The organism is Streptomyces albireticuli (genome assembly GCF_002192455.1).
Classification (GTDB): Bacteria; Actinomycetota; Actinomycetes; order Streptomycetales; family Streptomycetaceae; genus Streptomyces; species Streptomyces albireticuli_B.
The window spans coordinates 6,268,820-6,282,883 of sequence record NZ_CP021744.1; the positions used below are offsets into that span (position 1 = coordinate 6,268,820).

Here is a 14,064-nt window from a genome sequence, read left to right on the forward strand (position 1 = left end):
CGCCGCCGGACAGGGATGTCCGGCGGCGTTGTCAGTGGGGTGGCATAGGGTTTTCGACGTGGAACCCGACCTGTTCACCGCCGCCGCGGAGGACCGCCAGGAGAAAGACCCGGCGAGCAGTCCTCTGGCCGTCCGCATGCGCCCGCGCACCCTCGACGAGGTCGTCGGCCAGGGGCACCTCCTCAAGCCGGGCAGCCCCTTGCGGCGCCTGGTCGGGGAGGGCAGCGGCGGTCCGGCCGGCCCGTCCTCGGTGATCCTCTGGGGCCCGCCCGGCATCGGCAAGACGACGCTGGCCTATGTCGTCAGCCAGGCCACCAACAAGCGCTTCGTGGAGCTGTCCGCGATCACCGCCGGGGTCAAGGAGGTGCGCGCCGTCATCGACAGCGCCCGCCGCGCCTCCGGTGGCTACGGCAAGGAGACCGTCCTCTTCCTGGACGAGATCCACCGCTTCAGCAAGGCCCAGCAGGACTCCCTGCTGCCCGCCGTCGAGAACCGCTGGGTCACCCTCATCGCGGCCACGACGGAGAACCCCTACTTCTCGATCATCTCCCCGCTGCTCTCCCGCTCGCTGCTGCTCACCCTCCAGGCGCTCACCGACGACGACCTGCGCGGCCTGCTGCGCCGCGCGCTCACCGACGAGCGCGGCCTCGGCGGCGCGGTCACCCTGCCCGAGGACGCCGAGGGGCACCTGCTGCGGATCGCCGGCGGCGACGCGCGGCGGGCGCTCACGGCGCTGGAGGCGGGGGCCGGGTCGGCCCTCGCCAAGGGCAAGGCCGAGATCACCCTGGAGACCCTGGAGGACGCCGTCGACCGGGCGGCGGTGAAGTACGACCGCGACGGCGACCAGCACTACGACGTCGCCAGCGCCCTGATCAAGTCCATCCGCGGCTCGGACGTGGACGCCACGCTGCACTACCTCGCTCGGATGATCGAGGCGGGGGAGGACCCCCGGTTCATCGCGCGGCGGCTGATGATCTCGGCGAGCGAGGACATCGGCATGGCCGACCCCACGGCTCTACAGACGGCGGTCGCCGGCGCCCAGGCCGTGGCGCTGATCGGATTCCCGGAGGCCCGGATCGTGCTGGGCCAGGTGGCCGTGGCCCTCGCGCTCGCCCCCAAGTCCAATGCCGCGTACCTCGCGATCGACGCGGCCCTCGCGGACGTGCGCGCGGGTCTCGCGGGCCCGGTCCCGCCGCACCTGCGCGACGGGCACTACAAGGGCGCGGAGAAGCTGGGCCACGCCCAGGGCTATCTCTATCCGCACGACCTGCCCGGCGGCATCGCCGCGCAGCAGTACGCGCCGGACGCGATCCACGGCAAGCGGTACTACGAGCCGACGCGGTACGGCGCGGAGGCGCGGTACGCGGACGTGGCGGAGCGCGTCCGGGCCCGCCTGCGCGGCGAGGCCCCGCCGGGGGCGGGTGAGTGACTCCGAGGGCTGTGCCCCGGGGCCCCTGCCGCGCTGCGCGCGGTGCCCTCACACGCCGGACGGGCTCGATCGCGCCCGGTCCGGGCGATCTGCACTCAAGCCTGTCCGGCGTGTGAGGACCGGGCCCGGGGCGGAGCCGGTATGCGGCCCGTACCTATCCCAGTGCCGCCTCGAACAGCGTGTGCATCGCCCTGCGGAGCTGGGCGATGTCCCGCACCGGCTCCGGGAACTCGAAGCGCGCGTCGAAGGTGCGGTCGGCCGCGCCGACGCCCCCGCCCTCCGTGAAGCGGACGCGCAGCCCGAAGCGGTCCAGCGACAGCGGCACCGCCCGGTGCTCACCCTCCGAGCCGCGCTCGCCGAGCAGCACGGACAGCCCGCGCACCTGGTCCCCGTGGGCCGAGTGCAGGTGCTGGAGCAGCTCCGCCTCGTGCGTGACCAGCGGATCGGGCTCGGCCCGCGCGAAGTCGTCCGGCTCGACGCTCTCCGCGCCCCACAGGTCGTCCACACTGGTCTCGCCGACCTCCAGCCGCAGCATCATCCGGCCGGGCTCGGTGACCCCGGGCACGCAGGTCAGCCAGCCGGAGATCCAGGCGCGGCCGCGGATCCGGTGGGGCACGGAGACCGGTGCGACGTCCGTGATCTCCAGCACGGCCGACAGCTCGTCGTCCTGTGCGTGCGTGGCGGCCCGGACGGCCGGGGAATCGGCCGGGAAGACCAGGAAGATCTCGCCGTCGGGGCCCACGCTGCGGGCCTCCGGGGTCAGCTGGTCCACGCGCGTGGCGGCGCCCCCGGTCAGCCCCGGGATGAGGAGCACCGCGGAGCATGTACTCTGTACGAGAGTTCGTGTGCGCTCGGCTGCTGACGGCATCCGCGCGATTTCAAGCCCGCTGGGACGCGGCAGACCATGAGCTGATCGGACCTCCGTCGAGTCGATGCGCTGTGCCGCGTCGACATTCTCGTCTGTGTTGTCTGTGGCGCGCGTGGTTTTCCCAGGGCGAGACATGCGATCTCCTTGAGTAAGGTGAGCCTAACCTAACCTACAACGGAGGTCTGGAGAACGTGCCTAACCAGTCGCGTCCCAAGGTCAAGAAGTCCCGTGCGCTCGGTATCGCGCTGACCCCGAAGGCTGTCAAGTACTTCGAGGCCCGCCCCTACCCGCCGGGTGAGCACGGCCGCGGCCGCAAGCAGAACTCGGACTACAAGGTTCGTCTGCTCGAGAAGCAGCGTCTGCGCGCCCAGTACGACATCAGCGAGCGCCAGATGGCCCGCGCCTACGACCGTGCCAAGAAGGCCGAGGGCAAGACGGGCGAGGCGCTGGTCGTCGAGCTCGAGCGCCGCCTCGACGCCCTGGTCCTGCGTTCGGGCATCGCCCGCACCATCTACCAGGCCCGTCAGATGGTCGTCCACGGCCACATCGAGGTCAACGGTGGCAAGGTCGACAAGCCGTCGTTCCGCGTCCGTCCCGACGACGTCGTGATGGTCCGCGAGCGCAGCCGCGCCAAGCACCCCTTCCAGGTGGCCATGGCCGGCGGCTACGCCGGTGAGGGCGAGACCCCGCGCTACCTCCAGGTGAACCTCCAGGCTCTGGCCTTCCGCCTGGACCGTGACCCGAACCGCAAGGAAATCCCGGTCATCTGCGACGAGCAGCTCGTCGTCGAGTACTACGCCCGCTGATCCCGGGGGCGCCCCCCGGCCTCGGCCGGGGGAGCCGCTCCAGTGAGATCGGTTTCAGCCCGCCGTCTCCCCGGTCCCCGTGACCGGAGAGCCGGCGGGCTGGTGCGTTTCCGGGGACCGCGAGCGGGTGCGCGCGCCCGGCACCCTGCCCCGGTCCGGCAGGGCCTCGTGGTCCGGCCGCGGCCCGCGCAGCGCCCGCGCCGTCACCGCGTCCAGATCCAGCCGGGCCCCCTCGCGGACGTGGTTCTCGTACCGCCGGGCGCCCAGCCGGTCCCGCAGCCGCCGCTCGCACAGCGCGTGCGGACCGTTGAAGTACCGCGACCCGAACAGCGGCAGCCCCACCGAGCGCCACAGCCGCCCCGCGGCCCCCTGGAGCACCGCGGCCTCCACCGCGTCGCCCTCGTGCGCCCCGCCCTCACCCTCCAGGGTGATCAGCGCCAGCAGCTCCAGCGCCAGCACCGCGCCCACCAGGTCGTGGAAGGCGTAGTCGATCGCCAGGCACTCCTCCAGCAGCGCCCGCGCCCGCGCGCTGTCGCCGCCGCTGAACGCCGCGAACCCCAGCACGTACAGCGCGTAGGCCAGCGTCCACCGCTCGCCGTGCTCGTCGCAGGCCGCCCGCACCTCCTCGCACAAACGCACCGCGCCCGCCAGGTCGCCCTGGAACGCCACCGCCATCGCCAGCTCCACCTTGCCCATCAGCACATTGCTGTTGAGCTCGCCGATCGCCTCGTAGCGGGCCAGCGCGCCGCGCAGCAGCGCCTCCGCGCGCGGCATGTCGTCCGAGACCAGCGCCAGACAGCCGGTGCGGTGCTCGGCGTAGGCCAGCGCGCGGGCGTTCCCGGCGCGCTCCGCGGCCTCCCGGCACTCGTCCAGCGCGGCCACCGCGCCGGCCTGGTCGCCCTGGAGCACCGCCACGTGGCCGAGCACCCACAGCGCCTTCAGCCGGGTCTCCTCGGTGGCCGGGTTGTCGGCCGGCACCGCCACGGCCCGGTCCAGCCAGTACCGGCCCTCCGCGAGCCGTCCGCAGCCCACCCAGCAGAACCACAGCGTCCCCGCCAGGTACTGGCCGATGTGCGCCTCCGCGCTGTCCTCCAGGCTGTGCTCCAGGGCGAGCCGCAGGTTCGGCAGCTCGGCGTCGACCATGGCCGCCACCTCCGCCTGCCGCGGACTGAACCAGTCCAGCTCGCACCAGGTCGCCAGGCCCATGTACCAGTCGCGGTGCCGGCGCCGCATCCGCCCGGAGTCCGCCAGCGCGTCCAGCCAGCCCGCCCCGTACATCCGCACGCTGTCCAGCAGCCGGTAGCGCGGGCCCGCCGGGGTGTCCTCGCGGACCACCACGGACTGCGCCACCAGCTCCGCCAGCACATGCGGGAGCTCCTCCGCGGGCAGCTCGGGGCCCGAGCAGACGTACTCCGCCGCCTCCAGGTCGAAGAGGCCCGCGAAGACCGTCAGCCGGGCCCACAACAGCCTCTCGGCGGGCGTGCACAGCTCATGGCTCCAGCCGATGGCCGTGCGCAGCGTCTGGTGGCGCGGCAGCTCCCCGCGCGCGCCCCCGGTCAGCAGCCGGAAGCGGTCGTCCAGCCGCTCCAGCACCTGGGTCACCGACAGCGCGCCCAGCCGCGCCGCCGCCAGCTCCAGGGCCAGCGGGATGCCGTCGAGCCTGCGGCACAGCTCGGCCACGGCGCCCGGCTCGGCGCGGGCGGAGCGGGACCGCAGCGAGGACGGCCAGGCCGCCGCCGCCCGGTCCTCGAACAGCGCGGCGGCCTCCGCCTCCGCCATCGGCCGCAACGGGAAGACCTGCTCGCCCGCGATCTCCAGCGGGCGCCGGGAGGTCACCAGGACCCGCAGCCGGGGCGCCCGCCGCAGCAGCTCCCGGACCAGCGGCGCGCACTCCTCCACGAGGTGCTCGCAGCCGTCGAGGACGAGCAGCAGCCGGCGGTCGGCGAGCTGCTCCAGCAGACAGGCGCGCGGCGGGCGGTCCGTGTGGTCGGTCAGGCCCAGCGCGCCGGCCACCGCGTGGTCCAGCAGGGCCGGGTCGGTGAGCGTCGACAGCTCCGCCAGCCACACCCCGTCGCAGAAGCGATACTGCACCTCTCTGGCCACCCGGCCGGCCAGCCGCGTCTTGCCCACGCCGCCGACCCCCGTGACCGTCACCACCCGGGATCGCGCCAGCTCGTCCGCCAGCGCCGCCAGCTCCTCGGCGCGGCCGACGAAGCGGCCGGGCTCGGCGGGGAGGTTGCCCGGCGGCGCGAACCGGCCGGGGCCCGGCGTCGCGCCGTCGGACGAGGAGCCCGGTCGTGGGGGGAAAGGCGGGAACGGTGGGAACGCGGAGCCGGAGTGCGGTGACATGGCACACAGAGCGTACTGATGAGGATGCGCACCGTAAACTCCGGCTGGTGAGCACCCGTTCCGCCCGCGGCGGGGCGCCGACAATGCGGTACGGCTGCCGAGGCCCGGCGCGATAAGGTCGTACCGGACGTCCAGGGACGTCCGCAGACGTCATTGAGCAAGCAGCAGGCAACCGACGACGACCAGCAGGGAGCGGTGCAGCGTGTCCGGTGGAGAGGTGGCCGGGATCCTCGTGGCCGTCTTCTGGGCGATCCTCGTGTCCTTCCTCGCCCTTGTGCTGGCGCGCCTCGCGCAGACGCTGAAGGCCGCCACCAAGCTGGTGGCCGACGTCTCCGAGCAGGCCGTGCCCCTCCTCGCCGACGCCTCCGCCACCGTCCGCTCCGCCCACACCCAGCTCGCCCGCGTCGACTCGATCGCCGCGGACGTCCAGGAGGTCACGGCGAACGCCTCCGCGCTCTCCTCGACCGTCTCCTCCGCCTTCGGCGGTCCGCTGGTCAAGGTCGCCGCGTTCGGGTACGGCGTGCGGCGCGCGATGGGCCGCAAGGCCGAGCCCGCCCCCGAGCGCTCCGCGTTCGTCGGCCGGACCGTCGACCGGACCCTGCCGTCCGCCCGGCGCGGCAGCCGCCGCGCCCGTGGGAAGGGTTGACCCCAGAAATGTTCCGCCGCACCTTTTGGTTCACCACCGGTGTAGCAGCCGGTGTCTGGGCCACCACCAAGGTCAACCGGAAGCTCGCCAAGCTCACCCCCGAGAGCCTCGCCCTCCAGGCCGCGGACCGCGCGGTCATCGCCGGCCGCCGGGTCAAGCTCTTCGCCCTCGACGTACGCGACGGCATGGCGCACCGCGAGGAGGCGCTCAAGGACGCGCTCGGCCTCGGCGCCGCGCCCGGCCCCGAGCACCGCGAACTGCCCGAGCAGCGCCGCCTGGCCGCACTCGAACCGAACCACACCTACCACTTCACCCGGAAAGAGGACCACTGATGGAGTCGGCTGAAATCCGCCGCCGCTGGCTGCGCTTCTTCGAGGAGCGCGGGCACACCGTCGTGCCGTCGGCGTCGCTCATCGCGGACGACCCCACGCTGCTCCTGGTCCCCGCCGGCATGGTCCCCTTCAAGCCGTACTTCCTCGGCGAGGTCAAGCCGCCCTTCCCGCGCGCCACCAGCGTGCAGAAGTGCGTCCGCACCCCGGACATCGAAGAGGTCGGCAAGACCACCCGCCACGGCACGTTCTTCCAGATGTGCGGCAACTTCTCCTTCGGGGACTACTTCAAGGAAGGCGCCATCAAGCACGCCTGGGAGCTGCTCACCAGCTCCGTGGCGGACGGTGGCTACGGCCTGGAGCCCGAGAAGCTCTGGATCACCGTCTACCTCGACGACGACGAGGCCGAGCGGATCTGGCGCGACGTCATCGGCGTGCCCGCCGAGCGCATCCAGCGCCTGGGCAAGAAGGACAACTTCTGGTCCATGGGCGTCCCCGGCCCCTGCGGCCCGTGCTCCGAGATCAACTACGACCGCGGCCCCGAGTTCGGCGCCGAGGGCGGCCCCGCCGTCAACGACGAGCGGTACGTGGAGATCTGGAACCTGGTCTTCATGCAGTACGAGCGCGGCGCCGGCGAGGACAAGGAGAACTTCCCGATCCTCGGCGACCTGCCCAGCAAGAACATCGACACCGGTCTCGGCCTCGAGCGCCTCGCGATGATCCTCCAGGGCGTACAGAACATGTACGAGACCGACACCCTGCGCGTCGTCATGGACAAGGCCACCGAGCTCACCGGCGTGCGCTACGGCGCCGCCCACGGCACCGACGTCTCGCTGCGCGTGGTCGCCGACCACATGCGCACGTCCGTCATGCTCATCGGCGACGGCGTCACCCCCGGCAACGAGGGCCGCGGCTACGTCCTGCGCCGCATCATGCGCCGCGCCGTGCGCAACATGCGTCTGCTGGGCGCCACCGGCCCGGTCGTGGCCGAGCTGGTCGACGTCGTCATCCGGACGATGGGCGAGCAGTACCCGGAGCTGCTGACCGACCGCAAGCGCATCGAGACCGTCGCGCTCGCCGAGGAGGCCGCCTTCCTCAAGGCCCTCAAGGGCGGCACCAACATCCTGGACACCGCCGTCTCCGAGACCAAGGCCGCGGGCGGCACGGTCCTCGGCGGCGACAAGGCGTTCCTGCTCCACGACACCTGGGGCTTCCCGATCGACCTCACCCTGGAGATGGCCGCCGAGCAGGGCCTGTCCGTGGACGAGGACGGCTTCCGCCGCCTGATGAAGGAGCAGCGGGAGCGCGCCAAGGCCGACGCCAAGGCCAAGAAGACCGGCCACGCCGACCTGTCCGCCTACCGCGAGGTGGCCGACAGCGTCGGGGAGACCGTCTTCACCGGCTACACCGGCACGGAGAACGAGGCCACCGTCGTCGGCCTGCTGGTGGACGGCGTGCCCTCGCCCGCCGCCACCGAGGGCGACGAGGTCGAGGTCGTCCTGGACCGCACCCCCTTCTACGCCGAGGGCGGCGGCCAGCTCGCCGACCAGGGCCGCATCAAGCTCGACAGCGGCGCCGTGATCGAGGTCCGCGACGTCCAGAAGCCCGTCCCGGGCGTCAACGTCCACAAGGGCGTCGTCCAGGTCGGCGAGGTCACCGTCGGCGCCACCGCGTACGCCGTCATCGACGTCGCCCGCCGCCGGGCCATCGCCCGCGCCCACAGCGCCACCCACCTGACCCACCAGGCGCTGCGCGACGCCCTGGGCCCGACGGCCGCCCAGGCCGGTTCGGAGAACTCCCCGGGCCGCTTCCGCTTCGACTTCGGCTCCCCGGCCGCCGTCCCCGGCAGCGTCCTCACCGACGTCGAGCAGCGGATCAACGAGGTCCTCTCCCGCGAGCTGGAGGTCCACGCCGAGGTCATGAGCCTCGACGAGGCCAAGAAGTCCGGTGCCATCGCCGAGTTCGGCGAGAAGTACGGCGAGCGCGTGCGCGTCGTCACCATCGGCGACTTCTCCAAGGAGCTGTGCGGCGGTACGCACGTCGCCAACACCGCCCAGCTGGGTCTGGTGAAGCTGCTCGGCGAGTCCTCGATCGGCTCCGGCGTGCGCCGCGTCGAGGCCCTCGTCGGCGCCGACGCCTACAACTTCCTGGCCAAGGAGCACACGGTCGTCGCCCAGCTCCAGGAGCTGGTCAAGGGCCGTCCGGAGGAGCTCCCCGAGAAGATCTCGGGCATGCTCGCCAAGCTCAAGGACGCCGAGAAGGAGATCGAGCGGTTCCGCGCGGAGAAGGTCCTCCAGGCCGCCGCGGGTCTCGCCGAGGGCGCCAAGGACGTCAAGGGCGTGGCGCTGGCCGTCGGCCGGGTGCCGGACGGCACCGGCGCCGACGACCTGCGCAAGCTGGTCCTGGACGTGCGGGGCCGGATCCAGGGCGGCCGGGCCGCCGTGGTCGCGCTGTTCACCGTGGTGAACGGCCGCCCGCTGACGGTCATCGCCACCAACGACGTCGCCCGTGAGCGCGGCCTCAAGGCCGGCGACCTGGTCCGTACGGCCGCCAAGACCCTCGGCGGCGGTGGCGGCGGCAAGCCGGACGTCGCCCAGGGCGGTGGCCAGAACCCCGAGGCCGTCGACGAGGCCATGGCCGCCGTCGAGCGTCTCGTAGCGGAAGCGGCCTGATCGTGCGACGAGGCAGGCGTATCGCGGTGGACGTCGGGGACGCCCGGATCGGGGTCGCCTCGTGCGACCCCGACGGGATCCTCGCCACCCCGGTCGAGACCGTGCCGGGCCGTGACATCCCGCAGGCCCACAAGCGGCTCGTGGCGATCGTCGCGGAGTACGAGCCGGTCGAGGTCGTCGTCGGTCTGCCCCGCTCCCTCAAGGGGGGAGAGGGGCCGGCCGCGGCCAAGGTGCGGACCTTCGCCCGGGAGATGGCCCGGCGCATCGCGCCGGTGCCGGTCCGGCTGGTCGACGAGCGCATGACGACCGTCACAGCGACACAGGGTCTCCGCGCCTCGGGGGTGTCCTCGAAGAAGGGCCGCTCGGTCGTTGACCAGGCGGCGGCCGTGGTGATTCTCCAGAACGCGCTGGAGATCGAGAAGGTCTCGGGACGGCCTCCGGGCGAGGCAGTCGAAGTGGTCATCTGATCGCAATACGGTAACGTTCCGCGCGACATGGCAGCCGTCCGCGCGTCGTCCCTATAGAACCGGACGATTCGGACTCGCGCTCGCGAGAACGCGCCGGCTGCCGCTGTGCGGCTCTAGGGGATCGATGACTGAGTACGGCCGGGACTCCGGCTCCCACCCGTGGCACCCCGGGGACCCTCTGTACGGGGACCAGGGGTACGGCGGACAGCAGCAGCACCCGCAGTCGCAGCAGCAGTCCTCGTACGGTCAGCAGCAGTACGACTGGGACCCCTCGCAGACCGCGGGGGGCCAGTACGGTCACCAGCAGCCGGGCGACCCGCAGCAGTACGGGCGGTCCGCCGGCGGCTACGCCGGCGGCGGCCCCGACTACTACGCGCAGCAGGACGCCTCGTACCCGCCGCACCCCCAGCCCCAGCAGCCGGGGCAGCAGCAGGGGTACGAACAGCAGGGGCAGCAGGGGCAGCAGGGGTACGAGCAGCAGGGGGCGCCCGAGCCGGAGCCGGCCCTCCGCTGGAACTCCGAGCCCGACGAGGAGAAGATCTCCCTCTTCGACGATGAGCCCGCGGCCCCCGTGAAGCCCGCCGGCGGTTCCGGTGACGCCGACGACGAGCCCCGCGAGGAGTCCCGGCGGGACCGGCGCGGCAAGAAGCCCAAGAAGAACAAGCGCCGCAGCGGCACCGCCTGCCTGCTGGTGGCGGTCGTCCTCGTCGGCGTCGTCGGCGGTGGCGGCTACCTCGCCTACGACTACTGGCAGAGCCACTTCGGCGCCGCGCCCGACTACGAGGGCGAGGGCACCGGTCAGGTGCAGGTCGAGATCCCCAAGGGGGCCGGCCTCGGTCAGATGGGCGAGGTCCTCCAGAAGGCGGGCGTCGTGAAGAGCGTCGGCGCCTTCACCGAGGCGGCCGGAAAGAACCCCAAGGGCGGGGCCATCCAGCCCGGCACGTACTCCCTGCACAAGGAGATGTCCGGCAAGGCGGCGGTCGAGATGATGACCAACGCCGCGAACTTCCTCGTCATCGCCGAGGGCCGGCGTGCCGTGCAGATCTACGCCGCCATCGACCAGAAGCTCGGTCTCCCGGCGGGAACGACCAAGGGCGTCGCGAAGAGCGAGGCGAAGAACCTCGGGCTGCCGGACTGGGCGAACAGCGACCCGAAGATCGAGGACCCGCTGGAGGGCTTCCTCTTCCCCTCGCAGTACAGCGCGGGCAAGGGCACCAAGCCGGAGGCCGTCCTCAAGCAGATGGTGGCGCGGGCCAAGGAGAACTACGCCAAGCAGGACCTGGAGGGCAAGGCCAGGGAACTCGGCCTGAAGTCCCCGCTCCAGCTGATCACCGTGGCGAGCCTGGTCAACGCCGAGGGCAAGACGCACGACGACTTCCGCAAGATGTCGCGCGTCATCTACAACCGCCTCAAGCCCAGCAACACCCAGACGAACGGCAAGCTGGAGTTCGACTCGACGTACAACTACGCGACGAACCAGAGCAAGCTGAACATGAGCCAGTCGGCGATGCGTGCCCTGGACCACCCGTACAACACGTACTTCGCCAAGAACAAGGGCCTGCCCCCGGGCCCCATCGGCAACCCCGGCGAGGAGGCGCTCAAGGCGGCGATGGACCCGGAGGCCGGTGACTGGTACTACTTCGTCTCCCTGGACGGGAAGACCACGACGTTCACCACCACCTACGCGGAGCACCAGAAGCTCGCGGACGAGTTCGCCAGGAAGCAGAAGCAGGGATGAGTGACCTGAGGGAGCACCGCCGCCGGGCGGCCGTGCTCGGTTCGCCGATCGCCCACTCGCTCTCCCCGGTGCTGCACCGGGCCGCCTACGCGGAGCTCGGCCTGAAGGAGTGGTCGTACGACCGCTTCGAGGTCGACGAGGCGGCGCTGCCGGCCTTCCTGGACGGGCTGGACGCCGGCTGGGCCGGGCTGTCGCTGACCATGCCGCTCAAGCGGGCGGTGATCCCGCTGCTGGACGAGGTGCGGGAGACCGCCGGTTCCGTCGAGGCCGTCAACACCGTGGTGTTCACGCCGGACGGTCGCCGCGTCGGCGAGAACACCGACATCCCGGGCATCGTGGCGGCCCTGCGCGAGCGCGGCGTCGGCTCCGTGCCCTCCGCCGCCGTCCTCGGCGCCGGGGCCACCGCCTCCTCCGCCCTGGCCGCCCTCGCCCGGATCTGCACCGGCGAGGTCACCGCGTACGTCCGCAGCGAGGCGCGGGCCGCCGAGATGCGCCGGTGGGGCGAGCGGCTCGGCGTGTCCGTGCGCACCGCCGACTGGTCCCGCGCCGCCGAGGCCCTCACCGCGCCGCTTGTCGTCGCGACCACCCCGGCGGGTGCCACCGACGGCCTCGCGGGCGTCGTCCCGGACCGCCCCGGCACCCTCTTCGACGTGCTGTACGAGCCCTGGCCGACCCCGCTGGCCGCGGCCTGGTCCGGGCGCGGCGGGGCCGTCGTCGGCGGCCTCGACCTGCTCGTCCACCAGGCGGTGCTCCAGGTCGGGCTGATGACCGGCCGCGCCACGGCGCCGCTGGCGGCCATGCGCGCCGCGGGCGAGGCGGCGCTCGGCGCCCGCGCCGCGGGACGCGAGCTGACGGAGTAGCCGCCTCCGGCCGCTCCTATCTGACGCAGTAGGTCCGGTGGACGGACCTGCGGCGGGGAACGCCCTCCCGGCATGGGAGGATCAGAGGTGGCGGGCCAGGGCCGCGCGCCCCCAGCTGGGCTGGGCGGCGCCCCCGCGGCGCGCCACTGCATGATCCGTGGTGCGAGTAGAGGAGTCCCGTTGAGCAGGTTGCGCTGGCTGACGGCCGGGGAGTCGCATGGTCCGGCACTGGTGGCGACGCTGGAGGGTCTCCCCGCCGGTGTGCCGATCACCACCGACTTGGTGGCGGACGCCCTCGCCCGGCGCCGGCTCGGCTACGGCCGCGGCGCCCGGATGAAGTTCGAGCGCGACGAGGTCACCTTCCTGGGCGGCGTGCGCCACGGTCTGTCCCTGGGTTCCCCGGTCGCCGTCATGGTGGGCAACACCGAGTGGCCCAAGTGGGAGAAGGTCATGGCGGCCGACCCGGTCGACCCGGCCGAGCTCGCCACGATGGCCCGCAACGCCCCGCTGACCCGCCCGCGCCCCGGCCACGCCGACCTGGCCGGCATGCAGAAGTACGGTTTCGACGAGGCCCGCCCGATCCTGGAGCGCGCCTCCGCCCGCGAGACCGCCGCCCGCGTCGCCCTCGGCGCCGTCGCCCGTTCCTTCCTCAAGGAGACGGCCGGCATCGAGATCGTCTCCCACGTCGTGGAGCTGGCCGCCGCCAAGGCCCCGTACGGCGTCTACCCGAAGCCCTCCGACGTCGAGCGCCTGGACGCCGACCCGGTGCGCTGCCTGGACGAGGCCGCGAGCAAGGCGATGGTCGCCGAGATCGACCAGGCCCACAAGGACGGCGACACCCTCGGCGGCGTCGTCGAGGTCCTCGCCTACGGCGTGCCCGTCGGCCTGGGCTCGCACGTCCACTGGGACCGCCGTCTCGACGCGCGGCTGGCCGCCGCCCTGATGGGCATCCAGGCCATCAAGGGCGTCGAGGTCGGCGACGGCTTCGAGCTGGCCCGGGTGCCCGGCTCCAAGGCCCACGACGAGATCGTGGCCACCGACGAGGGCCTGCGCCGCACCTCCGGCCGCTCCGGCGGCACCGAGGGCGGTCTGACCACCGGCGAGCTGCTGCGCGTCCGGGCGGCCATGAAGCCCATCGCCACCGTGCCCCGCGCGCTCGCCACCGTCGACGTCACCACCGGCGAGGCCACCCAGGCCCACCACCAGCGCTCCGACGTCTGCGCCGTGCCCGCCGCGGGCATCGTCGCCGAGGCCATGGTCGCGCTGGTGCTGGCCGACGCGGTGACGGAGAAGTTCGGCGGCGACAGCGTCACCGAGACCCGCCGCAACGTCCAGGGCTACCTCGACAACCTGGCCATCAAGTGACCCCGCCCGTGGTCGTGCTGGTGGGCCCGCCGGGATCCGGCAAGTCCACCACCGGTGCCCTGCTCGCCCAGCGGCTGGGCACCGGTTACCGCGACACCGACGCCGACATCGAGCGGCGGGCCGGCAAGTCCATCCCGGAGATCTTCATCGACGAGGGCGAGCCGCACTTCCGCGAGCTGGAGCGGCAGGCCGTCCGCGACGCCGTGGCCGAGCACCCCGGGGTGCTCGCCCTCGGCGGCGGCGCGATCATGGACGACGGCACCCGCGCCCTGCTCAAGGGCCTTCCGGTGGTCTTCCTCGACGTCGAACTCGCCGACGCCGTGCACCGGGTGGGCCTGGACGCCCCCCGCCCGCTCCTCGCGGTCAACCCGCGGCAGCGCTGGCGCGAGCTGATGGCGGCGCGCCGCCCGCTGTACACCGAGGTCGCCCGCGCCACCGTCAGCACCGGCGACCGGACCCCGGCCGAGGTGGCCGACGCCGTGCTCGACGCGCTGGCCCTGCCCCGGGACCGTACCCCCGACACCACGCAGTGAGG

The 14,064-nt window shown here is 73.0% G+C and carries 12 protein-coding genes; 10 read left to right on the forward strand and 2 right to left on the reverse strand.

What is annotated here, in order from left to right:
• The first annotated feature begins 58 nt into the window (after positions 1 to 58).
• Positions 59 to 1,429: a replication-associated recombination protein A gene (locus SMD11_RS27245; protein ID WP_087928963.1), complete on the forward strand. Its 1,371-nt coding sequence runs from the start codon at positions 59 to 61 to the stop codon at positions 1,427 to 1,429.
• Between the two features lie 154 nt (positions 1,430 to 1,583).
• Here the strand turns inward: SMD11_RS27245 and SMD11_RS27250 are convergent, their stop codons facing one another.
• Positions 1,584 to 2,297 (reverse strand): DUF2470 domain-containing protein, encoded by a 714-nt coding sequence (locus SMD11_RS27250; protein WP_087928964.1) that lies wholly within the window; start codon positions 2,295 to 2,297, stop codon positions 1,584 to 1,586.
• A 191-nt stretch (positions 2,298 to 2,488) separates the two neighbouring features.
• Between SMD11_RS27250 and rpsD the strand changes: the two genes are divergently transcribed.
• Positions 2,489 to 3,103: a 30S ribosomal protein S4 gene (gene rpsD / locus SMD11_RS27255; protein ID WP_087928965.1), complete on the forward strand. Its 615-nt coding sequence runs from the start codon at positions 2,489 to 2,491 to the stop codon at positions 3,101 to 3,103.
• A 54-nt stretch (positions 3,104 to 3,157) separates the two neighbouring features.
• On the opposite strand, the gene SMD11_RS27260 is transcribed toward rpsD, so the two are convergent.
• Positions 3,158 to 5,452, reverse strand: coding sequence for an ATP-binding protein (locus SMD11_RS27260; RefSeq protein WP_107421979.1), 2,295 nt, complete (start codon positions 5,450 to 5,452; stop codon positions 3,158 to 3,160).
• Between the two features lie 202 nt (positions 5,453 to 5,654).
• On the opposite strand from SMD11_RS27260, the gene SMD11_RS27265 reads away from it, so the two are divergent.
• The 8 genes from SMD11_RS27265 to SMD11_RS27300 all read left to right on the forward strand — a co-directional run bounded on the left by SMD11_RS27265 (position 5,655) and on the right by SMD11_RS27300 (position 14,062).
• On the forward strand, positions 5,655 to 6,098 hold the full coding sequence (locus SMD11_RS27265; RefSeq protein ID WP_234366179.1) for a DUF948 domain-containing protein: 444 nt from the start codon (positions 5,655 to 5,657) through the stop codon (positions 6,096 to 6,098).
• 8 nt (positions 6,099 to 6,106) lie between these two features.
• A complete protein-coding gene (locus SMD11_RS27270; protein ID WP_087928967.1) occupies positions 6,107 to 6,430 on the forward strand; it encodes a DUF6167 family protein in 324 nt (107 codons plus the stop codon).
• Complete coding sequence (alaS, locus tag SMD11_RS27275; protein ID WP_087928968.1) at positions 6,430 to 9,099, forward strand: alanine--tRNA ligase; 2,670 nt, start codon at positions 6,430 to 6,432, stop codon at positions 9,097 to 9,099. The genes SMD11_RS27270 and alaS overlap by 1 nt, the downstream gene beginning before the upstream one ends.
• A gap of 2 nt (positions 9,100 to 9,101) precedes the next feature.
• Positions 9,102 to 9,566: a Holliday junction resolvase RuvX gene (gene ruvX, locus SMD11_RS27280; RefSeq protein ID WP_087928969.1), complete on the forward strand. Its 465-nt coding sequence runs from the start codon at positions 9,102 to 9,104 to the stop codon at positions 9,564 to 9,566.
• Positions 9,567 to 9,690: 124 nt separating this feature from the next.
• Positions 9,691 to 11,304, forward strand: a complete 1,614-nt coding sequence (gene mltG, locus SMD11_RS27285; RefSeq protein ID WP_087928970.1) for an endolytic transglycosylase MltG — start codon at positions 9,691 to 9,693, stop codon at positions 11,302 to 11,304.
• Positions 11,301 to 12,164: a shikimate dehydrogenase gene (locus SMD11_RS27290; RefSeq protein ID WP_087928971.1), complete on the forward strand. Its 864-nt coding sequence runs from the start codon at positions 11,301 to 11,303 to the stop codon at positions 12,162 to 12,164. The genes mltG and SMD11_RS27290 overlap by 4 nt, the downstream gene beginning before the upstream one ends.
• Before the next feature lie 180 nt (positions 12,165 to 12,344).
• Positions 12,345 to 13,529, forward strand: coding sequence for a chorismate synthase (aroC, locus tag SMD11_RS27295; RefSeq protein WP_087928972.1), 1,185 nt, complete (start codon positions 12,345 to 12,347; stop codon positions 13,527 to 13,529).
• Positions 13,526 to 14,062, forward strand: a complete 537-nt coding sequence (locus SMD11_RS27300; protein ID WP_087928973.1) for a shikimate kinase — start codon at positions 13,526 to 13,528, stop codon at positions 14,060 to 14,062. Before aroC ends, SMD11_RS27300 begins: the two co-directional genes overlap by 4 nt.
• The last annotated feature ends 2 nt before the right edge of the window (positions 14,063 to 14,064 follow it).